We start from the raw sequence: 24,663 nt of genomic DNA on the forward strand, positions 1-24,663 counted from the left end.
CATGCAGAGGCTCATCCATTTTGCGCTGCATCGCCGCGGCGTTGTCATCGGTGGCGCGCTCCTGATCGTTGCCGCGGGACTGTTCGCCTTGCAGCGGCTTCCCTTCGACGCATATCCCGATCTTACCGGCACCCGGGTCGAAGTCATCACGGTGGCTCCGGGTATGGCGCCTGAGGAAGTGGAACGATTGGTGACGTATCCGGTGGAGTCGTCGCTGATGGGACTGCCCGGGGCGGAAAATGTACGCTCGGTGTCGAAGTTCGGGCTGTCGCTGATCACGGTGCCATTCCCGGACGGCACGAATGTGTATTTCGCCCGTCAGTTGGTGCAGCAACGGCTGAGTGATGCCAAGGGCGCACTTCCTGATGGCGTCGAACCCGCGCTCGGACCCGTCTCCACGCCGATGGGCGAACTGTATCAATATGTGTTGTCAAGCGATTCGCTGTCGCTGACGCAATTGAAGACGTTGCAGGACTACACCGTGCGCCCGCGATTGCGCACACTCCCGGGTGTGTCCGAGGTGAATACGTGGGGTGGACTGATCGAACGCATCGAAGTGGTCGTGGATCCCGTCCGACTGACGGCGCGTCGCCTCACGCTGGCCGACGTTCACGCGGCGCTGTCCCGGAACACGATGGCGTTTGGCGGCAGTTATCTGGAACAGGGCGGCGAGCGTTACACGCTGCGCGGATTGGGTCGCGTGGAGAACATGGCGGAGATCGAGCGAATCGTCGTGATCGCACAGGGGGGCGCGTCGGTACGCGTGGGTGATGTGGCCTCCGTTCGGCTGGGCGCGCTGCCGCGAAACGGCGCAGTGACCAAGGACGGACAGGGGGAAGTGGTCAGCGGGATGATCCTCAAGCTGCAAGGCGCCGATTCCCGCAAGGTGATTGCGGCCGTGAAGGCCCGCATGGTGGAGATTCAGAAGGCCCTCCCGGCACACGTCACGATCACGCCGTTCTATGATCAAACGGAGCTGGTGAGCCGCACGACCGTGACGATCGTGAAGAATCTGCTGGAAGGCGGCATTCTGGTGATTGCCGTGCTGTTCCTGTTTCTCCGCAATGTTCGCGCGGCGCTTATTGTGGCGTCGGTCATTCCGTTGTCCATGCTGTTTGCGTTCGCCGGGATGGCCGTGTTTGGCTATTCGGCGAACCTGATGAGCCTTGGCGCGCTCGACTTCGGGCTCATTGTGGATGCGTCAGTGGTCATGGTGGAGAGCTTCATTCGCCGCATGGAGCACCACCACGATACCCACCGGCTTGGTCTCTTCGAACGCGCCGCCGTGGAGGTGGGTCGCCCGATCCTCTTTGGCATCGCGATCATCGTGGCGGTGTACATCCCGATTTTCACGTTGGACGGGATGGAGGGACGCATGTTCAAACCCATGGCGTTCACCGTCGTGTGCGCCGTGTTGGGCAGTCTGTTGTTGGCACTCACCTATGTGCCGGCGGTCTCGGGCTGGGCGCTGCGCAGTGGTGAGGCGGTGCCCGCCGCGTGGTTGACATCGCTGACGACCCGGTACGGCGGCGCGCTCGATCGGGTCTTGAGGCGGCCGCGCGCGGTGGTCGGGGTGGCCGTGCTCCTGATTGCGGTGTCGGTGGGCTCGCTGTCGCAGATCGGTACCGAGTTCATGCCCAAGCTCGATGAAGGGTCCATCCTGATCAACACGCGACGGTTGCCGAGTGTGTCGTTGGACGATGCGACGCGACTGTCGTTGGCGGCCGAGCGCATCGTGAAACGGTTCCCGGAAGTGGTGACCGTCGTGACCAAGGAAGGGCGCCCGGATCTGGCCACCGAGGCCATGGGACTCTTTGAAGGGGACCTGTACGTCATACTCAAGGCGCGTGACGAGTGGACGACCGCGCGTGATCCGGACGGTCTGATTGCCGCGTTCGATTCCGCGCTCCGCGTGGTTCCGGGACTGTGGATTTCGTTCACGCAACCGCTGGCGATGCGACTCGACGAAGCGGAGAGTGGCATTCGTACGGACCTGGGGATCAAAGTCGTCGGTCCGGATCTGCAGCAGAACCAGTCGTTGGCGGAACGGATTCGACGGGTGGTGGCAGGTGTCCCTGGCGCCGCCGATGTGGGGGTGGAAATTGCCGAAGGCTCCGGTCAGGTTCGGATGCAGGTGCGCCGAGAAGCCCTGGCGCAGTACGGCCTCTCGGTGGCCGACGTGCGCGATGCGATCGAACTGGCGATGGGCTCGCAGGCGGCGGCCGAACTCATCGATGGCTTTCGCCGCGTGGACATCGTCGTGCGAATGCCCGATGCGTCGCGACGTGACGCGACCGCCCTGCGCGCGCTCACGCTACGCGCGCCGGGCGGAGAACTCGTGCCGTTGTCGGCCGTGGCGGACATCACCACCGCCACCGGTCCGGAAATGATCGGGCACGAGGACGCGCAACGTCGTGCACTGGTGCTGAGTAACGTCCGGGGGCGCGATCTCGGGGGGTTCGTTGAAGACGTGCGCGCCCGCGTGGCCGCGCAAGTGCCGATGCCGGCGGGCGTGTTTCTCGAGTGGGGTGGACAGTACGAGAACCAGCAGCGCGCCATGCGTCGACTGACAATCGTCGTGCCGGCGGCGCTGCTGCTGATCTTCGGACTCCTCTATCTGTCCTTTCGCTCGGTCGCCCAGGCGCTGTTGGTGCTCTCCAACGTGCCCTTCGCCTTGGTGGGTGGCATCGCCGCCCTCTGGTTGCGCGGCTTGAACCTGAACCTGTCGGCGAGCATCGGCTTCATAGCCCTCTTCGGCATCGCGGTGTTGAACGGCATCGTCTTGGTGGAGCATCTCAATCATTTGCGTCGCGATCCGCATGATGGTCACGATGTGTTGGCGCGTGTCCGGCGCGGCTCCACCGACCGGCTGCGCCCGGTCCTGATGACGGCGCTGGTCGCGAGTCTCGGCTTCGTTCCCATGGCGTTCTCGACCAGTCCCGGGAGTGAGGTACAGCGCCCGCTGGCCAGTGTGGTGATCGGCGGTTTGATCACCAGCACCGTGCTGACGTTGTTCGTGCTGCCGGTGCTGTATCGGGCCCTGGAAGATCGGCGAGAGGCGCGGCGGGCTCGGAAGGGGGGAGACGGTGTGCCGGCGACGGGCCGGATTCTGCCGGCGTAGGGCACACGTCCCTTCTCCAGCCCGCACTTCTCAAGCACCTTTCGTGCGTGTCCACTGCCGACCCGCTCCTCCGTTTCCGCGACGAATTCCCGATTCTCGCGACGTCGACCTATCTCGTGTCGAACTCGTTGGGCGCCATGCCACGCACGGTGCCCGACAAACTGGCCGAGTACACCGAGCAGTGGCGCACGCGCGGCGTGCGGGCGTGGGCAGAGGGTTGGTGGGAGCTGCCAGTCACCATGGGATCGCAACTGGCGCCCCTGATTGGCGCGGCAACCGGTAACGTGGTGATGGTCCCCACCGTCACGCAGGCCATGAGCACCGTCCTCAGCGCGCTCGACTTTCCGGCCACCCGCAACGAAGTGGTGATGACGGCGCTGGACTTCCCGTCGGTGCGGTATGCGTATGATGCACTGGCGCCGCGATTGGGTGCGCGCGTCACCGTGGTGCCAAGCGACGACGGTATTGGCATTCCGATGGACCGGTTGCTGGCGGCCATCACCGAACGCACACGGCTGGTGGCCATTTCGCATGTGCTGTTTCGTTCGGCCTATGTGCTGGATGTGGCCGCCGTGTGCGCGCGGGCCCGCGAGGTGGGCGCCGTGGTGGCACTGGACGCGTACCACAGCGTTGGGGTGATGCCGGTGGACGTGCAGGCGCTGGGTGTGGATTTCCTGTGCGGTGGAGTGCTCAAGTGGTTGTGCGGTGGACCGGGCGGCTGCTTCTTGTACGCGTCGGCGTCGGCCAGCGAGCGGTTTGCCCCGGCACTCACGGGATGGCAGGCGCACCGCACCCCGTTTGCGTTTGCCGATGCGATGGAGCCGGCGTCCGGCAGCTGGCGCTGGCTGGGGGGGACACCAGTGGTTCCGGCCCTGTTTGCCGGGATGGAAGGCCCGCGGTTGATTGCCGAGGCGGGGATGGCGTCCATTCGCGCCAAGAGCATACGACAGACGGCCTGGTTGATCGACGCAGCCGATACGCGCGGCTGGCGCGTGAGTGCGCCGCGGGAGGCCGAGCGTCGTGGCGGCACGGTGGCGTTCGACGTGCCGCACGCGGCCGATGTGGCGCGCGCACTGCTGGCGCGCAACGTGGTCATTGACTATCGGCCGGGCGCCGGCATTCGCGTGGCACCACACTTCTACACGACGGATGACGAACTGGTGGCCTGTGTGGAGGCCATCGATGACATCCTCGACAACGGCGCGTGGGCGCAATTCACGGGCGTGCATTCCACCGTGACCTGACCGGTGCGACGCCGCTGGCGCCGGATCGCACCTGTCACCAATTTGCGCGAAGTGCTTGGTGCCCCCTGACCCCGAGACGCATGAATACGCCCAATCGCCCGCCCAAGAAGCTCCGCAAGCAGTACTCGAACAACCAGTATCCGATGGTGGTCATGAAGTTTGAAGACGGCCACGAGATCAAGGTGTATCAGAACACCGGCAAGGTGTTCGATGTGTACCCCGGTGAGACGGTCAAGCTGATGGCCGTATGGGATCCGACGTCGAAGGAATGGGAGTTGATCGAAGCCAAAAAGAGCGACACGTTCGACGACGCGCCCGCGGGTTCCTGACCGCCGCGTGCCCGAGCGCCGGCTGACTCCTCGCAGCACGCCTGACATTGCCGCCGCGCTCGCGCGCGGCGACGCCGTGGTCGCCCTTGAAAGTTCGGTGTTGGCGCAGGGGCTTGAACCGCCGTTCAATCGACAGGCGGCGGAGCGCATGAGTGCCGCGGTCGCGGCGGCCGGTGCCACGCCAGCCATCACCGCCATCGACAGCGGAGTTCCGGTGCTGGGGTTGGACCAGACCACGCTGGAGCGCTTTCTCGCTCGCCACAATGTGCGCAAAGTGTCGGCGCGCGATTTGGCGATGTGCATGGCCGATGGCGTCGATGGCGCGACCACGGTGGCCGGGACGCTGGCACTGTGCGCGTTGGCCGGGATCGAAGTGTTTGCCACCGGCGGCATTGGCGGGGTCCATCGCGACGCGCCGTTCGACGAATCGGCCGATCTGGTCGAACTGGCGCGATCCAGCACCATCGTAGTGTGCGCCGGGGCCAAGTCCATCCTCGACCTGCCGGCCACGCTTGAACGGTTGGAAACGCTGGGCGTGCCGGTCATTGGCTACCAGACGAAGACGTTGCCGGGGTTCTTCACGAAAAGTACCGGGCTGCCATTGACCGCGTTTGCGGAGAGCCCGGAGCAGATTGCTCGCGCCTGGCGTGCGCATCGCGCATTGGGGCGATCGGGAGCCATGCTGGTGGTGCAGGCGCCCCCGGCATCGGCCGCGCTCGATCCGTCGCTCGTGGAACACGCCACCGCGGCGGCGCTCGAGGTGGCCGCCACGCAGGGTATTCGTGGCGCGGCCGTCACGCCGTTTCTGTTGGCGGAGGTGCAGCGTCAAACCCGAGGTGCCTCAGTACAGACGAATCTGGCGCTGCTGGAAGCCAATGCCGCCCTGGCAGGTCGGATTGCGGTGGCGTTGGTGCAGTCTCGCAAAGAGTTGATCAGAGGTTGAACTTCGCACGAAGCGCACGGTACTATCCGGTAACCCGCTCGCTCCGGAGGTTTTCCTGACATGCCCACTCCGTTCCTGAGTTCCGAGGAATACGACGAGCGCTCTCACGCCCTCTACAACGAGGGGCAGTACGATGAGGCGCTCGACCTGCTGCGCGAGGGATTGAAGGCGTATCCAAACGCCGTTGAGCTGCACGTTGGCGTGGGGTACGCGCGGTTGGCCCGCGAGGAGTTCGCGTGGGCACGACGCAGCTTTGAGGAATCCCTCATCCTCGACCCCGAACACGAGGACGCCTTGGCGGGGTTGGGTGAAGTGCTGCTCAAGTTCGGTCAGGCCGATGCCGGACTGCGCGCGTTCGATCAGACCATCGCCCTCGGCTACGACGATGATACCGATTTGATGCTGCAGATCGGGCGCGCATTGTTCCGCGAAGGCTTCGTGGACGACGCCTTGACCTACTTCGAGCGCGCGGTCGCGCACGCACCGGACTCCGCCGAGGCGGCCGCGTGCGTGGGCTATGCCCAGCATCGCCTGGGGCACGATGCGGACGCCATGGCCTCGCTGCGTCGCTCGCTGGAGCTTGACAGCGAATTCGCCGAAGCGCGGGTGTATCTGGCCAACATGCTGTATGACGCCGGGGAACTCGAGTTGGCGCTGGCCGAGTACGAGAAGACAACACCGGACGATCACTGGGATGAACTGGGCATCTGGCGACTGACCGAATTGAGGAAGTCGGTCTATCGACTGAAGGATGATGATCCGTCGCTCAAGCCGTGGGAGGCCCGGCTGATTGAGCTGGCGGGCACGCCGGACGCAATCGACGATGTGCTGGCGGAGGTCGAACAGTTGGTGATGGAGCAGGAAAGCGAGGCGCTGTTGCAGGCGCAGGGTCAGCTGGAGACGTTGGGCGGATTGCTGTCGGGTCTCGCGCAACAGACCGAGCAGCAAACCGATTTTTCGTCGCCAGATGTGTACGCGCCCGACGGGCCGCATCGCGTGATCATGCGCGATGGCAGCACGTTCGAGGGCACGTGGGATGAAATCGTGCAGGCGTTGCGCGACGCGCGCGACGCCGGGCGTCCGCTGGACGAGTACATGGCGCTGGAAGCCCGGCGCCACTACGGGGCCACGGGGTTGCGCATTGCGTCGCACGCGCCGGAAGCGTTCTTGCGCGAAAGCGCAAACGCGGGCCTGCTGCGCATCGAACGGTGACGGCTCGCGCCGCGCTGGACGCGGCATTGAACGCGGCGCGCGCAGCCTTCGAACTCAGTCTCGGTCCCTCCGGCGAAGCCACCGCGTTGCCGGTGTGGCGTGAGACGCCCGAGGCGCTGGCCACGCCGTATGGACGTGGCGTCGCGATGTGGCGGGCGGCGGAGGTGGTGCTGCAGGCGGTCGTCGGTCGTCCGGAACTGACCGGACAGGCCCTGGTGGGCGAAGCGCGTCGTCTGCAGATGCTCACCCTGGGCGATGCGCACGCGCTGATGGCATTGCAGGGCTGGGTGGATCGTGTGCGGAATGCCGACGACGCGAACACCAGTGCGCCGGTCGCTGAGGGCGAGCGAGGCGTGGCGCGCGAAGCGTGGTTGGCGCTCGAACACGTGGTCGATCGTCCATCGGATGCATCGGGCGCGGTAACGGCCAAACCGGCAATTGCGCCGCCGCCAAACGCGCCGCCACCAAACGCGCCGCCACCAAACGCGCTGCCGCCAAACGCGCTACCGCCAAACGCGCCGCCGCCAAACGCGCCGCCGGTGACGTCAGGCAAACCATGGTATGCCTCGGCCGGCCTGTTGTTCGGCGCGCTCATGCTCTTGGTGATCGGCGGCGCCGGTGCCTGGATGCTGCTGGCCGGTCGACGCGGTCGCGATTTCAACGACGGCGTGGCGGCGTATGAACGCGGTGCGCGCGACGTGGCGCGGACGGCGTTCGGGCGATTTGCGCAGGATCATCCGGATGACGCGCGACCCCTGGTCTATCTCGGCCGACTGGCGCGCGAGGACCGTGATCTGGCGCGCTCGCGGCGTTTTCTGGAGGCGGCCGTGCGCATGGATCCGGCCAATGCTTCGGCACAACGCGAACTCGCGGCAGCCCTGTTGGCCGACGGACAACCGGAACTGGCCCGTCGGTTCTACGTGCGCGCGGTGGAACTCAATCCCGCCGATCGACTCTCGCAGGGATTTCTGGCGTGCGCACTGCATCGCCTGGGGCGATTCGATGAGGCACGACGCTGGGCCGACCGCGCCGGCCCCGGCGAGTGGACGCCATGTCTGACGGTACCGGTGGTACCCGCGCCGCCGGTGCCGCTGGCGCCGCCGCGATGATCACACCGAAGGCGAGCGATGCGCTGGTGCTGCACCGCGACACCGTACGCGAGGTGTTGCCGAATGGGCTGACACTGCTGGTGCGACGTGATACGGCGGCGCCGGTGGTGGCGGTGGTGACCCACGTGAAGGCCGGGTACTTCGACGAGTCCGACGACATTGTCGGCATCGCGCATGTGCTCGAGCACATGTTTTTCAAGGGGACCCCCACGCGCGGAGTGGGTTCCATCGCCCGGGACACCAAGGCCAGCGGCGGCTATCTCAACGCCCATACGATTTACGATCACACCAGTTACTACACGGTCCTGCCGGCGGCGTCGTTCGTGCAGGGCCTCGATATCCAGTTTGATGCGTACGCGCGGTCGCTCATCGACGCCGGTGAATTGTCGCGTGAACTCGAGGTCATCATCCAGGAGGTGAAGCGGAAACGCGACTCCCCCACCGCCGTGACCATCGAGTCGTTGTATGCGCTGCTGCACGATCGTCACCGCATTCGCCGTTGGCGCATTGGCGAGGAAGCGGCCCTTCGCGACTTCACGCAACAGGCGGTGCAGCGGTTCTACCGCGCCTGGTATCAGCCGTCCAACACCATCCTGTCGATTGTCGGCGACGTGGATCCCGATACGGTGCGTCACGAAGTGCGGGTGCGACACGGTTCGCTGGACAACCAGACGGTGCCGCGTATGCCCGGCCTGACAGAGATCGCGCCGTCAGGGTTCCGTTTGCGAGACATCGCTGGTGACATCGTCCAGCCGCAGATCGCCTTCGGGTGGCGCGCGCCGGACATCGGTCACGCCGATACTCCCGCACTGGATCTGGCCGGCGTCGCGCTGGGCACGGGACGCGCGTCGCGACTGTATCGCGCGGTGCGCGATCGACAGCTGGCGTCGTCGGTGTCGGCGTGGCACTACACGGCCGGCGATGTGGGGGTGTTCGTGGTGCATGCGGAAGCCACGAACGATCACGCCGTGCAGGCGGTGCAGCAAACGTGGCGCGAGGTGCAGGCCGCGCGCGAGCAGGGCTTTCGGGCCAGTGAGGTGGCGCGCGCGCAGCGCATTCTCGAAGCGCGCTGGTTGCGCCGGCTGGAAACGATGGACGGGCAAGCGACCTATCTGGCGTCATGGGAAGCCGACGGCGGCCTCGAGCGCGCCTCGGCGTACTACGATCGCTTGCTATCACTCGACACCGAAACGCTGCACGATGCCATGCAGCGACATCTCGATCCGATGCAGGTGTCGGTGGTGAGCTACCGCCCGGCGTCGGGTCAACCGCTGGCGGCGGACGCTGATGCGTTGCGGCAGTTGCTCCGTGAGATGGAGGGACAAGGGAGCAGTGTCCTGCCGCCCCCACAGGTTCCCACGCCGGTCCGCGGCGTGCCGACCAGGCCGGATGCAACGAGTCGCGTGGTGCACCGCACGCCGCACCTGGTGCATGGCGCGCACGTGCACGAATTGCCCAGTGGTGTCTCGGTGATTGTGGTGCCCCGACCGGGTGCGCCGCTGGTCAGTGTCGGGCTCTTTCAACGTGGTGGTGCCGGCGCGGAACCGCCCGGACGCGAGGGACTGGCGCGACTGACCGCACACGCCATGCTCAAGGGCACCACCACGCGCAGCGGAGCACAAATCGCGGAGGCGGTGGAAGAACTCGGGGCGAGCATCAGCGTGTCTGCGGGACTGGAGACGCTGGGCTGGTCACTGTCGGTGCCGGTGCGGAATCTGAGTGCGGCGGTGGCGACGCTGGCCGATATTGCGCAGCGCCCGGCATTCCCCGATGATGGCATCGATACGGAACGTTCGCTGGCGCTGGCCGAGGTCACGCGATTGCGTGACGACATGTTTCGGTGGCCCATGCGCCTGGCCACCGCCGCCGCCTATGGCGTGCATCCGTACGCGCGCACCGTCATCGGCACGCCCGAATCCCTCGGGGCCATCGACACGCACGCAGTACGGGCATTCCACGCCGGACAGATTCTGCACGGCGCCACGGTCATTGCGTTGGTGGGCGACCTCGATGTGCGCGCCGCCGTGGCCATGATCGAACGGGAGTTCGAGTCGTTGACCTTCCGCGACAACGCCGACGTGTCGGCCACGCCGTGGCCGACCGAACGTCTGACGGCAGACGACGCGCGCGACAAGCAGCAGACGGCGATGGCCCTGCTGTTTCCCGGACCACGTCGCACTGATGCCGACCGCTTTGCCGCGCGCGTGTTGTCCGCCGTGGCCAGCGGCCTTGGCGGGCGGTTCTTCGAGCAACTGCGTGATCGGCAGTCGTTGGCCTACACCGTGTCGGCCTATCCGGTGGAGCGACGCGCCGGTGGGGCGTTCGCCGCGTACATCGCCACCTCACCCGCGCGAGAGGACGAAGCGCGGGAGGGACTGCTGTCGGAATTCGCGAAACTGCGTGAGGCGTCGCCCACGGCCGAGGAAATGGACCGCGCGCGCCGGTATCTCATCGGGTCGCACGCCATCGCGCAGCAGGTGGGGAGCACCGTGATGGGTGAAGTCGTCGATGCGTGGCTGTTGGGTGGCGGGGTTGGCGAGCGCGAGGAGTACGTGGCGCGCATTACGGCCGTGACGGCGCGCGATGTACAGGCGCTGGCACAGCGCTACTTCGACCCGGCACGCGTCGTGGAAGGCATCGTGCGCGGCCACCGCGTGTCCTGACCTACCGGGCGCGCACGTCCCGCATCGCCTTCGCTTCGGTGGAGAGCACGCGCCACGCCAGTCGTACACGACCGTCGGCGGCCCGCACGCCCATCGCACCGTCGTAGTCTGCCGGTTCGCCGAGAATCACTGACGTCACCCACGGGCGACGCGATCCCCACGCGAGCGTGTGTCGCATGGCGACCAGCTGCGAGAGATCGCCGTGCGCGCGCGGGAGTCCGCCCACATTCATCAGCCAGTGAGTGGGCGCGCGGCTGGCGCCGCTATCGGCACGGGTGTGCCAACGATCAAACGCGCGAAGGCGTGCGTCCACACCGGGCAGTCCGGAAAATGACGGGAAGACCACGGCGCCGATCACCCCAACCGGCGAGGACGATCGGACGGCCCAGGCATAGATGGCACTGTCCCGTGCATCGAGACGCGAGAGCGCGACCCCCAGCCGCGTCGCGGGACGAACGCGGGCTCGTACTGCGTCGCTGGATGTCAGCAAGAGACGCCACCAACTGATGCTGGGTGCATCGGCCGGCAGCACCGAGGGGATGGGATCGCTGACGGCAGGAAAGAGGACATCGGGGCGCAGTCGAATCAACACGCGTTCCATGGCACTTGCGCGTGCCGCGTCATCGGCGCGCGCCACGTGTCGTCCTTGATGCAAGGCCACGGCAATCACGGTGCTGTCGCTGCGCAACGGCTCAAGGAGGCGGGCGAGCGAATCGAGTGCGCCGGCGCGCGTGCCCTCCTCATTGAGCACCAGCAGGATGGCGTCGGGTTCGAACTGCTGCAGCAGCGCGCGGTCGGCCTTGGCTGCGCGCGCCGGCGGCGGGCCATCGAGGACCGGCAGGAACCGCATGCCAATGGCAAAGTCCCCCAGCGGTCGCGCCTGCATGGGCGTGGCGGCCACACGCTGATAGCTGCGCACGGCGGCCACGCCGCGCGGCCACTCGATGATCAGCACCGTCGTCACGGCCGTGGCGGCAAGTACCATGATGGCGCGCGTCAGCGCCGAGAGGCGCCAACGTGCGGGGTAGGCCGGTGCGATCATCGGGACGAGGATCGCGAAGGGCGACACCAACGACGCGCGTCCGACCGTCATGCCGAACACCACATCGCGCGCAGCCACAGCGGCCTGCAGTGGCAGCGGCGCGGCGCCACGAGTGGCCACCAGGTAGTCACCGGTCACCACCGCCGTGACGACGAGGTCATAGAACAGGATGGGCAGGGCCACCACAGGTGAGACGAGTCCCACCACGATGGCATACAGCACCTGCAGTACGAACGCGGCACAGACGGCCGGCAGCAACCACGAAATACCGGAAACCGTGCGCGCACCGTCTTCGGTTCCGCTGGCAATGGCCACCACCAGGGCCGGCGCCACCAGCAAGCCGCACAGACTGGTGAGGCGCGTGAACGCGCTGGGCGCTTCGCGCCGCGAGGCCATCCAGCCTGCCAGCAGGATGTCCCAGGAGAGGACCAGCAGCGCGATGAGCAGCGTCAATGGCGCCAACTGTGCCAGCGGTTCGCTCATCGCCGGGTCGCCAGTCGAATCAGTTGTTCGGCGGACACCGTCTTTGGCAGGAGACGACGCGTGAACACGTCGAGCGCGCGCGACAGCACGGCGGGTTCCGGCACCAGCACATCGAGCAGCAGGGTGCGTTCGGTTGCATGAGCGTGTATGGCGGCGTGGCCGCCTTCAAGCAGCAGCAGGCCATCAACACCGCGAATTCCGTCGGATTGGAGCGTTGGCGGGAAAATGGCGTGCAGTCCAGCCGCGCCGGCCGCCGCGATGAGCAGCCCGCCCAATAGCGCGCGATCATGCAAATGGACCGGCGGAATCCCGGTCAATTCGGCAATCAGATGTACTACCGCCACAGTCCCAGACGCCCCATGCACGCAGGATAACCCGATCAGGCAAAACCGGCAGGTGTCCGGCCGCGAGTGGCACCGCCGACCCATTCCGGCGTAATATGCGGTATGACCCGATCGCCGCTGTTCACGCTACCCAATATCGTTTCCAGCTCGCGCGTGGTGCTGGCGGTGGGTTTCGTGGCGTCCGATGCGGTCCCCACGCGACTGGCCCTCATTGGCATCGCGTCGCTGACGGATTTTCTGGACGGCTGGCTGGCTCGACGCACCAAGGGCACTTCGCGCTTCGGCGCCCTGCTCGATCCCATTGCGGATCGGTTCTTCGTGCTGGGCGTGGTGATCAGCTATCTGATGGGCGGCCAGTTGAGCGCATGGCAGGCGGTGGCGATCATGTTCCGCGATGTCATGTCGGTGATCGGGTTCTTCGTGGCCCGCAACGTCAGCTGGTTGCGCGCCATTCCCTTCAAGGCGCGGCTTATCGGCAAGACGGTCACCGTGGTGCAGCTGGTGACGTTCCTGGCGGTGCTGCTGGCCCCGTCGCTGGTAACGTCGCTGGTTGTTCTCGTGGCCGTGCTGGGCTTTGCCGCCACCGTGGACTACACCTGGATGCTGTGGCGTGAGCGCGTGCGAGAACCCGCGACCACGGCCACTTCGCAGGGTTCGTAGCGCAGGGTCGTGATGTGACGAACGCCTCGCAGTGACGGGAGGCGTTCGTGAGCATCAGGACGTCGCGACAGGCGACAACACCGCGCGATCAGACCGCTGCGGCTTCCTGCACCTTTGCCTTGGGCGGCTGAGCAAACCGCTCGCCCAGCGTGCGCAATTCGGTGACTTCCGTGGGCTTGAGCTCGGGATAGCGCCCGGCCAGGTACTGCAGGGTGGCATCGAACCACTCCTTTTGATCGTCGGCGTGACAGCCGATGACACCGCACTGCATGATCTGCTGGAACAGCTCGTCACGGGCTTCCTGATAGGGAGAATTCACCGTGACATCACGACGCGGACGAAGCTTTGGTTTAACCATTTCCTCTGGGTAGTACGACGAAAAACGAGGCTGACCGGAGCGTCCGGTACAGCATGAACAATATAACTGATCCCGAAAGGGGGTGTCTCTGAAGGAGACGCATCGACTAGGCGTTTCGTTGACTGTCCAGCCAGGCCAGCAGCAGCTCCTGAACCTCCCCCGGAGCGTCTTGCGGGATGAGCCAGCCGACTTCGCCCAATCGATGGAGCACCACTTTCGCCGCGGGGAGCAACGTCGGCCAGGACAGCGAAGGCCTGGGAGTGCCCGCACCGCCATCTACGACGCATACCGCGCAGGCGACCCGCGCGATCTGCGCTCTGGCGTCTTCGGACAATTCGACCGCTGCCGCCCGTTGCAGCAGGTTGTTGAGCCCCCTGTTACCGACAAACGGGGCCAGATAGCGAGCCACGAGCAAATCGGACATGCGCGGGGGCGACGAAACGCCCCCGCGGAGCAGCGGGGCCAGCGCCGGCAGGGCTCCAAACAGCGTACTGGCGCTGAGCACCGCCCGGGCCGACGAAAGCTGCAGCGACCGGATTTCGGCACCCGGCAGGTCGTCGGGATCGGGTGGGGACAGCAGGAACAGACTGTCCACCCGCGACCGGGGACTGGCCGCCAGGAGCAGGGCCACCAGCGCCCCAATGTCCTGTCCCACAATGGTGACCGCCGGCAGTCTGAGGGCGGCCAGGGCCCGGGCCACGTACTCGGCTTGTGCGGCCAGCGTGTAATTCACCTCGTCGGGGCAATCCGACTCGCCATGGCCCAGCAGGTCGATGGCAATGGCGGTGTATCCGGCATTGGCGAGCACGGGGGCCAACTGCCGCCACAGAAACGTGCAGGTCGCGAAGCCGTGCAGCAGCACGACCGGGGAGCCGCCGCGGCCAACGCGCTCCACGTGCAGGGCGCCCGAACCGATGGGGATGCGCAGGTGTTCTACATACATGACGTGAACAATCTGGCGACCGGGCGCGTGGTTTGGACGTAGCCAGCACGATCAATCCCCCATAGCTTCACGTCGCGACGACGAATGGTCGTCACCTCCCGGCTGGTCGCCGGACGCAGAACAGGAGATCGAGTGGTCAAGACAACCCCAACCAAGTCCCGCGCGCCTTTTTACGGTGTGCTGCTGCTGTTCGGCGTCGCTGGCGCCGTTGGCATCTGGTATTCCATCAAGGCCAACACGCAAAAGCCAATCACGCTGGATGCGACGGCCATGGCCACGCTGCCCAAGGCTGAGGGGTATCTGCGTGGCGATCCCAATGCGCCGGTGACGATCATGGAGTTTGCGGACTTCGAGTGCCCCGGATGCGGGCAGTTTGCCGCGCTGGAAGAGCCGGAGATTCGCGCCCGCATAATTGATGCGGGGCTGGCGAATTTCCGCTACTTCGACTTTCCGCTGCCCATTCACACCAACACGCTGGCCGCATCGCTGGCCGCATCGTGCGCCGCTGACCAGAACAAGTTCTGGGAGATGCACGATGCCATCTTTGCCGGACAGGATCAGTGGAACGGTCAGGCCACGGGAAATCCGCGCAAGGTGCTGGACGGCTACGCCGAGACGTTGGGCATGGACATGAAGGCGTATGGCGAGTGTTACAGCTCGCAGCGCAATCTGCCGCGTATTCAGGCCAACAAGGCGGCCGGTGACGCGCGCGGCGTGAACTCAACGCCGACGATTGTCATTGGCGACCGCGTCTATCCAGGTGGCGTGCGATTTGACGGTCTCAAAAAGATTGTCGACTCGATCATTGCCGCGCAGCCCAAGAAGGCCGCGACCACCGATACCGCCAAGAAGTAACGCGTCAGGCGCGCCGCCGCTTGGCAGCGTCATCAAGGCGGAGTTTCGGCAAAGGCATCGCATTCGCGGTGCCTTCGTCGTTGTCGGCCGGTGCGGCGGTGAGAATGAGCGAGTCGCCCAACGCCACCAGCGTACGCGTGGCAATCACGGCGGCCAGGGGATCGGGCACACCCAGCTCGCGCACGTAGATGTCGATGGCCCGCTCGTAGCCGGCTTCCGGTGTCAACGCCTCCACGAACAACAGCGCGTTCTCGACGTGCGTGCGTACCAGCGCCTCTTCCGCGCGCGCCTCGGCAATGCGCAGCCGCTGCTCGGCGTCCGCCGAGAGCTTGCGAGGGAACAGGGTTTCCGGGAACAGCTTGCCGAAGAGTGACATGACAGAAATGTAGACGAGAGGGACGTCCGGCAAGTTTCATCGCTGCTGGTTTCACCGCGTGTGACGAGGGTCACGTTGTGAGTACTTAGTACTTAGTACTTAGTACCTAGTACCTAGTACCTGGTACTGAGTACTTGGTACTTGGTACTTGGTACTTGGTGGTACTGAGTCCTACGCCTCCTGCGCCTCGTATTGGTCCTTGAGACTCGCGACAACGGTGGGATCGGCGAGGGTGGTCGTGTCCCCCAACGCGCGACCTTCGGCGATGTCGCGCAGCAGTCGCCGCATGATTTTGCCTGATCGCGTCTTGGGGAGATCGGCGCTGAACAGAATGTCATCGGGGCGCGCCAGGGCGCCGATCTTGAGCGCGACGTGCTCGCGCAACTCGTCGCGCAAGTCGCCGCTGGGGTGAAAGCCGCTGCGCAAGGTGACAAACGCGGCGATCGCCTGGCCCTTGAGTTCGTGCGCCTTGCCCACCACCGCCGCTTCTGCGACCGACGGGTGATCGACCAGCGCGCTTTCCACTTCCATGGTGCCGATGCGGTGGCCGGCCACATTCAGCACGTCGTCCACGCGTCCCAGAATCCAGTAGTAGCCGTCGGTGTCGCGCTTGACGCCGTCGCCGGGGAAGTAGAGGTCAGGGCGTCCGGGCCATTTGGAGAAGTACGTGTCGACGTAGCGCTGATCGTCGCCCCAGATGGTGCGCAGCATGGACGGCCACGGATGTGTGAGGGCCAGCAGGCCGCCGCCCACGGGTACGTCGTTGCCGGCAGCGTCCAGGAGCGCCGCGCGCACCCCGGGGAACGGCGTGGTGGCAGAACCCGGTTTGGTGCTGGTCACACCTGGCAGTGGCGTGATCATGATGGCGCCGGTTTCCGTTTGCCACCACGTGTCCACAATGGGGCAGCGTTCCTTGCCAATCACACGGTGATACCACATCCACGCTTCGGGGTTGATGGGCTCACCAACGGAGCCCAGCAATCGCAGTTGCGACAGGTCGTGTTTTTCCACGAAACCGGCGCCCCACTTCATGAAGGCGCGAATGGCCGTGGGCGCGGTGTAGAAGATGGTCACGCCGTAGCGTTCGCAGATTTGCCAGAAGCGATTCTTTTCCGGCCAATCGGGGGCGCCTTCGTACACGACGCAGGTGGCCCCATTGGCCATCGGGCCGTACACGAGATACGAGTGCCCGGTAATCCAGCCAATGTCGGCGGTGCACCAGTACACGTCTTCGTCCTTGATGTCGAACACGTACTTGGTGGTGGCGTAGGCGCCGGTGAGATAACCACCGGTGGTGTGCACGATGCCCTTGGGCTTTCCGGTGGTGCCTGATGTGTAGAGAATGAACAGCAGGTCTTCCGCCTTCATGGGTTCTGGCGCGCACTCCTTGGGCACATCGCGCTTGAGGCGGTGCCACCAGTGATCGCGCCCGTCTTTCATTTCGGCAAACATCTCGTCGCCTACGCCACTGCGGCGACGCATGACCACCAATACGTGCTCGATGGTGGGACATTCTTCCAGTGCGGCATCGGCGTTCCGCTTGAGCGGCACCACCTGACCACGGCGATAGCCACCGTCGGCAGTGATGAGCACCTTGCATTGGCAATCGTTGATGCGATCGCGCAGCGACTCCGGCGAGAATCCGCCAAACACCACGGTATGCACGGCGCCAATGCGGGCGCAGGCCAGCATGGCGAATACGGCCTCGGGAATCATTGGCAGGTAGATCGCCACGCGATCGCCTTTCACCACTCCGAGCTTCTTGAGCATGTTGGCCGCGAGATTCACCTCGCGATACACGTCCCAGTATGTGAACGTGCGACGATCGCCAGGCTCGCCTTCCCAGATGAGCGCCGCCTTGTTGCGTCGCGGGCCGTGAATATGGCGGTCCACACAGTTCACGCTCACATTCAACTCACCGCCGTCAAACCAGGTGGCGTGCGGTGGCGTCCACTCCATCACGGTGTCCCACGGCTTGCTCCAGGTGAGCTCTCCGGCTTCGCGGGCCCAGAAGGCCAGTGGATCGGCCGCGGCCTCGTCGCCCAACTGGGCATCCTGCACTCGCGCCGACGCGCGAAACGCCGCCGAGGGCGGGAACTTCCGGTTTTCCGTCAGGAGGACGTCGATATCGCTATCGCTCATTGGTCCGTTCGTCGTCGGAGGGCGCTGCGGGGAGGTCGACGACGCCAGCGTGTACGCGTCATCGGGAATGTGAGAAAGCTGCACGACAACAGGCGTCGCGAGCAACCGGTGTCGGCCGCCACGTGGCCTGCATCAGGTGGATGGCACCAGGGCGACTCCGCGCGTGCTACACTTGATCCATGTTCCGGAACGATGTGCCTGCAATGGACGCCCTGGGTGGCGTGCGCATTGTCGTGTTGCGCTCGGAGGGTCGCGGCGGCCCGCTGGCGGCCGCATTGCGTCAGGCCGGGGCGACGGTCACCGAGGTCGCCCTCATGCATGTGGACCAGCTTGATGCGGCGCCGCTGACCGCGTCGGTTGCAAAGATGTCGTCGTACCAGTGGCTGGTGCTGGCCAGCCCGCACGCGGTACCGCCGTTGGAGACCAGCCTGGCCGCGGCGCAGGTGGTGCTGGGCGCCTGCAAGTTGGCCGTGGTGGGTGATGCCACGGGGGACGCCGTCGAGGCGACGGGGTGGCCGGTGGTGTTGACGCCCGAGCGTTCCGGCACGGACGGGCTGATTGACGCGATGGCCACGCGCAGTGACGTGGACGGCGCGCATGTGCTGTATCCGGCCGCGGACAGCGATCGAGACAGCCTGCCGGCCGGTCTTCGCGCGCTTGGTGCGATGGTCGATGTCGTCCCGGTGTTTCGGGTGGTACCCGATGCCGAGGCACGTCGGCAGTTGCGTGCCCTGATTGCCGACGGCGCCTTCGACCTGGTGACGGTGTCGGTGCCCGGTACCCTGGACGCGCTGCTGGAGGCCATCCCGCCCGAACATGTGCGACGCGTGCCGGTGGCGTGCGTCGGGCCCGTCGCGGCTCGCGCGGCGCGCAAGGCCGGGTTTCCCGTCAAGGTGGAAGCGGAAAACCCGTCGCCGGCCACATTGGCACGTCGTATCGTCGCCGCGTTTCGCTCGTCTCGCTAGAATCCATACAGCGCGTTGCACCACTGCGCTTCCGTGGCGCCCAAGATCAACCCAAGGTTGCTGAATGTCGCACAATCCGTGGCACGATATCCCGGCCGGGAAGCATCCGCCGGAGCAGGTAACGGCAATCATCGAAATTCCCGCCAAGTCGCGCAATAAGTACGAGCTGGACAAGGAAACCGGGCAATTCAAGCTGGACCGGGTGCTGTATTCCGCCGTGCACTATCCCAGCGACTACGGATTCATTCCGCGCACACTGCACGAGGATGGCGATCCACTGGACATCCTGGTCAAGATCAACGAGCCCACGTTTCCCGGTTGCCAGATTGCCGCGCGTCCGATTGGCGTGCTGCGTATGCTGGACAAGGGTGAGCCCGACGAAAAGATCCTCGCCGTCCCGTCAGACGATCCGTACTTCCACGATGTGTTCGATATCGCGGATTTGTCGCCGCACTACCTCAAGGAAATCGCGCACTTCTTCGGGATCTACAAGGATCTCGAGGGGAAGCGGGTGGAAGTGACGGGGTGGGAGAAAAGCGAGAAGGCGATGGAGATCATCGTGCAGAGCATGCAGCGATATGCACAGGCCTACGGCGCGTCGCGCGCCTAAGCCTTCTTGAGCACCAGGCTGGCGTTGATCCCGCCGAAGCCAAAGCTGTTGCTCAATATCACCTGTGCGGCCAGATCGCGTCCGGTGTTGGGCACGTAATCCAGGTCGCACTCGGGGTCGGGGTTGTCGAGGTTGAGCGTGGGTGGGATCCACCCACGCTGCAGCACCAACGCCGAGATGGCCGCTTCGAACGCGCCCGATGCGCCAAGCGCATGACCGTAGTAGCCCTTGGTGCTGGACACCGGCACCCGATCAGCGTGCGCGCCGAACACGGTGCGAATGGCCGTGGTCTCGGTGGGATCGTTGAGCGGCGTGCTGCTGCCGTGCGCGTTGATGTAGTCCACGTGTTCGGGCGTGACGCCAGCATCATCCAAGGCCTGCCGGATGCACCGCGCCGCCTGCGCGCCACCGGGTAACGGCGCGGTCATGTGATGCGCGTCGTTGGTGGTGCCGAACCCGGCCATCTCACCGTAAATGCGCGCTCCGCGTGCCACAGCGTGCGACCATTCCTCGAGAATGAGCACGGCCGAGCCTTCTCCCATCACGAAGCCGTCGCGGTCGCGATCGAACGGACGTGATGCCTGTTCGGGCGATTCATTGCGCGTGGACATGGCGCGAATGAGGGCGAACGCGCCAAAGCACAGTGTGGCCAGCGGCGCCTCGCTGCCGCCGGCAATCATCACATCGGCGTATCCATCGCGAATTTGCCGGAAGGCTTCGCCGATGGCGATGGTCCCCGACGCGCAGCTCATGGCGTTCGTGCAATTGGGGCCGGACACGCCGAACTCGATGGCGATGTTGCAGCTGGACGATCCACCAAACACGGCCAGCGCCAGCGTGGCATCCACATTGCGCAGACCACCTTGCATGAAGCGCGCGGCCTGCTCCTCGGCGTAGGCCACACCGCCCAGCGCGGTGCCCATCATGGCGCCAATCCGTTCGCGATTCTCCTGTGCGAGATCCAGCCCGGAATCCTTGAGCGCCAGCATGGAGCTGACCACGCTGAACTGGCCGAAGCGATCGAGTCGTTTTACGCGGCGTGGATCGAGGTAGTCCTCGGCGTCGAAACCGTCGACTTCCGCAGCGCAGCGACTGCGAAAGATTGACGAATCGAAACGCGAAGCAGCGCGCACCACTGACCGTTCGGCGCGCAGCCCGTCCCACAGCGATTCAACGCCGATGCCCAGTGGCGTGACACACCCGATTCCGGTGATCGCCACGTGCCGTCGGGAGGGCGCGTCCTGCCGTGCACGGTCGATCATGTGCGCCTCGGGGCCGCGCCGCTTGCCGTGCGCTCGGCCACGCGGGCCAACCCCTCCAGCGTTCGACTGGCAATGCCGTGCACGAACACCGGTCCAATAACCTGCATGGCCGCGAACTCCCCAATGACGGGCCACCCGGGTCCGTTCCATACGTGAACAATTCGTGCCAAGGTACCCTCAGGCGTTTCGGTGAAATTCCATTCCACATCCATGTGCGTGGTGACACCACCAACGTGGCGATAGCGCACCCACGGCACGTCGTAGTTGACCGACATCTCGGACAGCCACCACGTGGGCCAGTTGAACAGTCCGAACGGGCGATTGGCGGCCATTTCCACCAGGCCGCCCCCGTCGGTGGCGCGTTGGCGAAAGCGCACAAAGCGATAGTGTGACAGATACGCCGGCCAGTGTTCGACCTCGCGGGCGATGTCGAACATCACTGACAGCGGTGCGCGCACCAGTCGCTCGTCGATGGTGGTCATGAGGCGATTGGCGGGCAAATCGCCCAGCGCGTATGGCGGATGCAAGGTGGGGCCAGTCATTGGGAGACCATTCCGGGAAACCAGGTGGCCGTCACGCGCCAACCCAGCGCATGACGTACGACAGCACGGCGACCGGTGGCGCGCGTCACGAGCGCGGCCAGTTCGGGTCGTGTATATCCGCGCAGAATCGACACCACACCATCGTGTCGACTGACGGGATGAAAGCCCAGCGCAAACGAGGACAACCAGAGTCCGGCCACGGCGAGCCAGCTCCGACGCAGATCACCGATGATCACGGCATGACGGGCCACGCGCGTGCATTCGCGAAGCAGTTGCATCGCCGTTTCATCTTCAAAATGGTGCAGCACCTGCGAGCAGGTCACGATGTCGATGCTGTCGTCGGCAAACGGCAGCGCCAACCCGTCACCGGCCACGGCATGTGTGCAGACGCTTCGGGCGACACGGGCGAGGGTTGGCGCGAGTTCGAGTCCGATGGTGGTCATCGGCGCGGTGCCGCGGCCCGTGAGGCGCTGCGCCGCAGCCGGGATGTCTCCCAACCCGGTGCCGATATCGAGCAGGCAGATTGACGCGACCGTGGAGGTCTGTGACAACACCACACGGATCTCCCGCAACATCGCCTGACGCCCACCAAACAGCCGGTTGGCCAACGCCACATCGCGCAACGACCGTTCCGCCAGTGCCGGATCGTGCGAAGGATCATCGAGTATCTCGTGTCCCCGTCGTCGCGCCGGCGTGAGGTGCACGTCAGCGTTCGAGTTGGGCGTAACCGCCGCGATAGTAGAGCAGGGGTCGTCCATCGTGCGCCGACCCCGAGTCCACCTCACCGACCACGATGACATGATCGCCGGCGGGATGCCGCGCGACGACGCGACAGTCGAGCGCGCCGAGCGCGTCATCCAGCAGCACGTTGCCCGACGGGCTGCGCGCGCCCGCGACATCGGTGAATCGATCATCGAGCTTGCCGGCAAATCGACGACTGTGCGCCTCCTGGCCGCTGCTGAGGATGTTCACGGCAAACGATGCGGCGCGTTGCATGACCGGAGCCATGGTGGCGTCGGCACCGATGCAGACAAGCACCAGCGGCGGATCGAGACTGAGCGACGAGAACGCACTGACGGTCATGCCGTGGTCCCGGCCGTCGTCGTCGCGCACGGTGACAATGGCCACACCGGTGGCAAACCGACCGAGCACGGCGCGAAAGAGATCAGGGTCGATGGACATGCGGAGAGACAGAGGTTGATATCGGTGATGGCGGCCATTCCGGGAGCGCGGAGGGTGTCGTGCCGCGCAGCAGTGCGGTGGCGATGCGCCACAACGTGTGCGGTCGGAGCATTGCCGACGCCGGCACGAAATCGCCGGTGATGCCAATGAGGAGATCGGACAGATCACGATCACGCTCCAGCACGCGCGCGGCGCCATTCATGAGACGCGGAAACGCCACGGCCGTTCCGATCAGTCGTTCCACCCGCCACTTACCGGCAAATGTGTGACGACGCGCTGTCTCGTAGCCCTGCCAGGCATTTCGCTCGGCGTGCGTGTCGCGACGCGCAAACGCGGCGGCCGCCTCCACGACGAACGGCGCCAGCAGTTCGCCGCCGCGCAACGCCGCGAAGATGCCCTCGCCAGTGAAGGGATCGAAGAAATCAGCCGCATCGCCGACCAGCGCAGCGCCGGCCGACCACGGCCGGCGCGCACGCGAAGCAAATGGGCCTGTTGCGCGCACCGGCGACACCCGGCGCGCGCCGGCGAAGCGCGGCGCGAGCGCGGCCTGTCGACCAATCCAGGCGTTGAGGAATGCCTCCGGGTCGCCCGACATCGTGCGCGCGTCCGGCGCCGAGACCACCAGCGCGACATTGGTCACGTTGTCGCCCACGTCGGCAAGACCGAGGTATCCGTCGGCGGCGACGTGCATTTCCCCAAGCGAGGTCATGCCGTCGATGCCACGATAGTGGGCGACCAGCGCGATGCGCCGCGGCCAGCGTGAAGTATGCGCCAGTCCGAGACGCCGGGCGACGATGGAACGCAGGCCGTCGGCGCCGATCACCACATCGGCCAGGATGTCGTGCGGACCGTCGACGGTGCGAACTCGCACACCAGCGGCCCGACCGGCGGCATCGTGCAGTACGTCCTCGACCTTCACCCCTTCGATGACCTGCACGCCGCGGGCGCGCACGCGTTCAATCAGCACCGTATCGAGGACTTCGCGCCGAATACCCAGGCCGCGATCGCGAAAGCCGCGAAACCCGTGACGCGCCACGAACTCGCCGTGGATGCGTCGACCCGAGGGCGCATGCACTTCCATGCCGGTCAACGCGGCCGCTTGCGCCTCGATGGCCTCCAGTGCCCCCATGGCCGACAGAATTCTGGCGCCTTCCGGGCTGAGGTACTCCGCGCACGGCTTCGCACGCGGAAATCGCGCGCGGTCAATCAACACGACATCCAGTCCCGCTTCCGCACAGTACCACGCGGTGGATGAGCCTGCGGGGCCGCCGCCGACCACCAAGACCTGCGTTGCGCGTGGAAGGGGCTCAGTGGGCATGATACGGAAGCTAACGCGCGGTCGCGCTCACTTGATCCCGCGTGTAGCGAGCACGACGGCAACCGCGGCGCCGGTGAGGGAGCAGGCCACATTCACGACATCGTTGTTCAGATGGCGAATGCCACCCACATGCGTGGTGGCGGTGCCGTCGCAGTGTTCGAGTCGCTCGGTGAGTCGCCCGCACGTTGGGCACGCGCGCCGCTCCTGCATCAACGCGCCGAGCAGTGTGTCAACGGTGGCGCCGGCCACTCCGCCCCACGCGACCGGCCACACGGCGGGCGCCGCAATCATGGACACTCCGTAGGCCAACCCCGAGAGCAGCAGGGCACCGAGCACGGCGCCAAGTGAGCCGTTCCACGTTACGGCCCCGGACGTTCCGGGTGGTACGCGTCGAAAACTCCGGAGCGACCACGGTTCACCGCCTACCAAGGTGCCAATCTCGGTGGACCAGGTGTCTGCTCCGGACGCGGCCAGGGCACCCGCTGCCCCGATCGCTGCGAGGGCCGCCATGGTGTCGCGCGGCCAGCGGTCGCCCGTCGATTCCCCGAGCAGGACGATGACCGCGGCGAGGACAAACACGCCGCCGTTGGCCAATACCTGTGCGGCATCCCGACGATTTCCCTTGCTGACGATGTCGCGCGTGCGCGCCGCTTTTCGCGCATGTCCGACGCGCGACAGGGCAGTGGCCAGCGCAAACCAGCCAATGAGATAGGCGCCCCAGGCCCACTGAACGCGCAGGGCGAGCGTGCCAATCACGAATGCGGCGACGGCGCCGTCGGCGCGAAGACTCCCGGCGCGCCACGCGGCCAACGCAATGGCACCGGCGAACGCGCACGCAACCCACCACGGGGCGGCGGAGACGGCGAGGTTGGCGACTGGTGACGTCATGGCCGATGCTGTCGGTGGGACCAGTCGAACGCAAGCGGTGCGCCGTCCCCTGGCGAAAGGCGGAAAGTGCGT

General features: G+C 65.8%; 23 protein-coding genes. 11 read left to right on the plus strand and 12 right to left on the minus strand.

Annotated elements, in window-relative coordinates:
- Nucleotide 1: 1 nt before the first annotated feature.
- From IPP90_05280 to IPP90_05310, 7 genes are all read left to right on the plus strand, one after another.
- Complete coding sequence (locus tag IPP90_05280) at nucleotides 2–3,121, plus strand: efflux RND transporter permease subunit (protein ID MBL0170135.1); 3,120 nt, start codon at nucleotides 2–4, stop codon at nucleotides 3,119–3,121.
- A 47-nt stretch (nucleotides 3,122–3,168) separates the two neighbouring features.
- Complete coding sequence (locus IPP90_05285; GenBank protein ID MBL0170136.1) at nucleotides 3,169–4,365, plus strand: aminotransferase class V-fold PLP-dependent enzyme; 1,197 nt, start codon at nucleotides 3,169–3,171, stop codon at nucleotides 4,363–4,365.
- Nucleotides 4,366–4,445: 80 nt separating this feature from the next.
- Entirely contained in the window at nucleotides 4,446–4,694 is a 249-nt protein-coding gene (locus IPP90_05290) for a hypothetical protein (protein MBL0170137.1), read from the plus strand.
- A gap of 7 nt (nucleotides 4,695–4,701) precedes the next feature.
- Nucleotides 4,702–5,637, plus strand: a complete 936-nt coding sequence (locus IPP90_05295) for a pseudouridine-5'-phosphate glycosidase (GenBank protein MBL0170138.1) — start codon at nucleotides 4,702–4,704, stop codon at nucleotides 5,635–5,637.
- Between the two features lie 60 nt (nucleotides 5,638–5,697).
- Nucleotides 5,698–6,849, plus strand: a complete 1,152-nt coding sequence (locus tag IPP90_05300; protein ID MBL0170139.1) for a tetratricopeptide repeat protein — start codon at nucleotides 5,698–5,700, stop codon at nucleotides 6,847–6,849.
- Nucleotides 6,846–7,958, plus strand: a complete 1,113-nt coding sequence (locus tag IPP90_05305; GenBank protein MBL0170140.1) for a hypothetical protein — start codon at nucleotides 6,846–6,848, stop codon at nucleotides 7,956–7,958. The genes IPP90_05300 and IPP90_05305 overlap by 4 nt, the downstream gene beginning before the upstream one ends.
- A complete protein-coding gene (locus tag IPP90_05310; GenBank protein ID MBL0170141.1) occupies nucleotides 7,901–10,621 on the plus strand; it encodes an insulinase family protein in 2,721 nt (906 codons plus the stop codon). Before IPP90_05305 ends, IPP90_05310 begins: the two co-directional genes overlap by 58 nt.
- Before the next feature lies 1 nt (nucleotide 10,622).
- Here IPP90_05310 and IPP90_05315 read toward each other — a convergent pair whose 3' ends face one another.
- Both IPP90_05315 and IPP90_05320 read right to left on the minus strand, forming a co-directional pair.
- Nucleotides 10,623–12,146: a hypothetical protein gene (locus tag IPP90_05315; GenBank protein MBL0170142.1), complete on the minus strand. Its 1,524-nt coding sequence runs from the start codon at nucleotides 12,144–12,146 to the stop codon at nucleotides 10,623–10,625.
- Entirely contained in the window at nucleotides 12,143–12,490 is a 348-nt protein-coding gene (locus IPP90_05320; GenBank protein ID MBL0170143.1) for an S-adenosylmethionine decarboxylase, read from the minus strand. The genes IPP90_05315 and IPP90_05320 overlap by 4 nt, the downstream gene beginning before the upstream one ends.
- A gap of 102 nt (nucleotides 12,491–12,592) precedes the next feature.
- Here IPP90_05320 and IPP90_05325 point away from each other — a divergent pair, with 102 nt between their 5' ends.
- Nucleotides 12,593–13,150 carry a CDP-alcohol phosphatidyltransferase family protein gene (locus IPP90_05325; protein MBL0170144.1) on the plus strand — a complete coding sequence of 186 codons (558 nt, stop codon included), beginning with the start codon at nucleotides 12,593–12,595 and terminating at the stop codon, nucleotides 13,148–13,150.
- 88 nt (nucleotides 13,151–13,238) lie between these two features.
- Here the strand turns inward: IPP90_05325 and IPP90_05330 are convergent, their stop codons facing one another.
- The gene (locus IPP90_05330; GenBank protein MBL0170145.1) at nucleotides 13,239–13,508 is read right to left on the minus strand and encodes a hypothetical protein; all 270 of its coding nucleotides are present in this window, start codon (nucleotides 13,506–13,508) and stop codon (nucleotides 13,239–13,241) included.
- Between the two features lie 106 nt (nucleotides 13,509–13,614).
- Nucleotides 13,615–14,451 (minus strand): alpha/beta fold hydrolase, encoded by an 837-nt coding sequence (locus IPP90_05335; GenBank protein MBL0170146.1) that lies wholly within the window; start codon nucleotides 14,449–14,451, stop codon nucleotides 13,615–13,617.
- 132 nt (nucleotides 14,452–14,583) lie between these two features.
- Here IPP90_05335 and IPP90_05340 point away from each other — a divergent pair, with 132 nt between their 5' ends.
- Nucleotides 14,584–15,306 carry a thioredoxin domain-containing protein gene (locus tag IPP90_05340; protein MBL0170147.1) on the plus strand — a complete coding sequence of 241 codons (723 nt, stop codon included), beginning with the start codon at nucleotides 14,584–14,586 and terminating at the stop codon, nucleotides 15,304–15,306.
- Between the two features lie 4 nt (nucleotides 15,307–15,310).
- Here the strand turns inward: IPP90_05340 and IPP90_05345 are convergent, their stop codons facing one another.
- Nucleotides 15,311–15,682 carry a hypothetical protein gene (locus IPP90_05345; protein ID MBL0170148.1) on the minus strand — a complete coding sequence of 124 codons (372 nt, stop codon included), beginning with the start codon at nucleotides 15,680–15,682 and terminating at the stop codon, nucleotides 15,311–15,313.
- A gap of 171 nt (nucleotides 15,683–15,853) precedes the next feature.
- Nucleotides 15,854–17,824, minus strand: coding sequence for an acetate--CoA ligase (gene acs, locus IPP90_05350; protein ID MBL0170149.1), 1,971 nt, complete (start codon nucleotides 17,822–17,824; stop codon nucleotides 15,854–15,856).
- A 179-nt stretch (nucleotides 17,825–18,003) separates the two neighbouring features.
- Here acs and IPP90_05355 point away from each other — a divergent pair, with 179 nt between their 5' ends.
- Nucleotides 18,004–18,789 (plus strand): uroporphyrinogen-III synthase, encoded by a 786-nt coding sequence (locus tag IPP90_05355; GenBank protein MBL0170150.1) that lies wholly within the window; start codon nucleotides 18,004–18,006, stop codon nucleotides 18,787–18,789.
- Nucleotides 18,790–18,853: 64 nt separating this feature from the next.
- A complete protein-coding gene (locus IPP90_05360; GenBank protein MBL0170151.1) occupies nucleotides 18,854–19,399 on the plus strand; it encodes an inorganic diphosphatase in 546 nt (181 codons plus the stop codon).
- Here the strand turns inward: IPP90_05360 and fabF are convergent.
- Genes fabF through IPP90_05390 form a run of 6 tightly spaced genes read right to left on the minus strand, consistent with a single transcriptional unit; the run spans nucleotide 19,396 to nucleotide 24,591 of the window.
- Nucleotides 19,396–20,661, minus strand: a complete 1,266-nt coding sequence (fabF, locus tag IPP90_05365; protein ID MBL0170152.1) for a beta-ketoacyl-ACP synthase II — start codon at nucleotides 20,659–20,661, stop codon at nucleotides 19,396–19,398. The two genes, IPP90_05360 and fabF, sit on opposite strands and share 4 nt — an antisense overlap.
- Nucleotides 20,658–21,203: a hypothetical protein gene (locus IPP90_05370; GenBank protein ID MBL0170153.1), complete on the minus strand. Its 546-nt coding sequence runs from the start codon at nucleotides 21,201–21,203 to the stop codon at nucleotides 20,658–20,660. Before IPP90_05370 ends, fabF begins: the two co-directional genes overlap by 4 nt.
- The gene (locus IPP90_05375) at nucleotides 21,200–21,907 is read right to left on the minus strand and encodes a methyltransferase domain-containing protein (GenBank protein ID MBL0170154.1); all 708 of its coding nucleotides are present in this window, start codon (nucleotides 21,905–21,907) and stop codon (nucleotides 21,200–21,202) included. Before IPP90_05375 ends, IPP90_05370 begins: the two co-directional genes overlap by 4 nt.
- A 1-nt stretch (nucleotide 21,908) precedes the next feature.
- Nucleotides 21,909–22,385: a flavin reductase family protein gene (locus tag IPP90_05380; GenBank protein ID MBL0170155.1), complete on the minus strand. Its 477-nt coding sequence runs from the start codon at nucleotides 22,383–22,385 to the stop codon at nucleotides 21,909–21,911.
- A complete protein-coding gene (locus IPP90_05385; protein ID MBL0170156.1) occupies nucleotides 22,369–23,703 on the minus strand; it encodes an NAD(P)/FAD-dependent oxidoreductase in 1,335 nt (444 codons plus the stop codon). The genes IPP90_05380 and IPP90_05385 overlap by 17 nt, the downstream gene beginning before the upstream one ends.
- A gap of 27 nt (nucleotides 23,704–23,730) precedes the next feature.
- Nucleotides 23,731–24,591 carry a DUF92 domain-containing protein gene (locus tag IPP90_05390; protein ID MBL0170157.1) on the minus strand — a complete coding sequence of 287 codons (861 nt, stop codon included), beginning with the start codon at nucleotides 24,589–24,591 and terminating at the stop codon, nucleotides 23,731–23,733.
- Nucleotides 24,592–24,663: the final 72 nt, after the last annotated feature.

The organism is Gemmatimonadaceae bacterium, from assembly GCA_016720905.1.
Taxonomy (GTDB): Bacteria; Gemmatimonadota; Gemmatimonadetes; order Gemmatimonadales; family Gemmatimonadaceae; genus Gemmatimonas.

Excerpts from the sequence above, each read along its gene's own strand:
- IPP90_05370 (MBL0170153.1), bottom strand. The coding sequence starts at position 21,203 with ATGACTGGCCCCACCTTGCATCCGCCATACGCGCTGGGCGATTTGCCC.
- IPP90_05390 (MBL0170157.1), bottom strand. The coding sequence starts at position 24,591 with ATGACGTCACCAGTCGCCAACCTCGCCGTCTCCGCCGCCCCGTGGTGG.
- IPP90_05385 (MBL0170156.1), bottom strand. The coding sequence starts at position 23,703 with ATGCCCACTGAGCCCCTTCCACGCGCAACGCAGGTCTTGGTGGTCGGC.
- IPP90_05345 (MBL0170148.1), bottom strand. The coding sequence starts at position 15,682 with ATGTCACTCTTCGGCAAGCTGTTCCCGGAAACCCTGTTCCCTCGCAAG.
- IPP90_05315 (MBL0170142.1), bottom strand. The coding sequence starts at position 12,146 with ATGAGCGAACCGCTGGCACAGTTGGCGCCATTGACGCTGCTCATCGCG.
- IPP90_05280 (MBL0170135.1), top strand. The coding sequence starts at position 2 with ATGCAGAGGCTCATCCATTTTGCGCTGCATCGCCGCGGCGTTGTCATC.
- acs (MBL0170149.1), bottom strand. The coding sequence starts at position 17,824 with ATGAGCGATAGCGATATCGACGTCCTCCTGACGGAAAACCGGAAGTTC.
- IPP90_05325 (MBL0170144.1), top strand. The coding sequence starts at position 12,593 with ATGACCCGATCGCCGCTGTTCACGCTACCCAATATCGTTTCCAGCTCG.
- IPP90_05335 (MBL0170146.1), bottom strand. The coding sequence starts at position 14,451 with ATGTATGTAGAACACCTGCGCATCCCCATCGGTTCGGGCGCCCTGCAC.
- IPP90_05380 (MBL0170155.1), bottom strand. The coding sequence starts at position 22,385 with ATGTCCATCGACCCTGATCTCTTTCGCGCCGTGCTCGGTCGGTTTGCC.
- IPP90_05290 (MBL0170137.1), top strand. The coding sequence starts at position 4,446 with ATGAATACGCCCAATCGCCCGCCCAAGAAGCTCCGCAAGCAGTACTCG.
- IPP90_05355 (MBL0170150.1), top strand. The coding sequence starts at position 18,004 with ATGTTCCGGAACGATGTGCCTGCAATGGACGCCCTGGGTGGCGTGCGC.
- IPP90_05360 (MBL0170151.1), top strand. The coding sequence starts at position 18,854 with ATGTCGCACAATCCGTGGCACGATATCCCGGCCGGGAAGCATCCGCCG.
- IPP90_05300 (MBL0170139.1), top strand. The coding sequence starts at position 5,698 with ATGCCCACTCCGTTCCTGAGTTCCGAGGAATACGACGAGCGCTCTCAC.
- IPP90_05310 (MBL0170141.1), top strand. The coding sequence starts at position 7,901 with ATGTCTGACGGTACCGGTGGTACCCGCGCCGCCGGTGCCGCTGGCGCC.
- IPP90_05330 (MBL0170145.1), bottom strand. The coding sequence starts at position 13,508 with ATGGTTAAACCAAAGCTTCGTCCGCGTCGTGATGTCACGGTGAATTCT.
- fabF (MBL0170152.1), bottom strand. The coding sequence starts at position 20,661 with ATGATCGACCGTGCACGGCAGGACGCGCCCTCCCGACGGCACGTGGCG.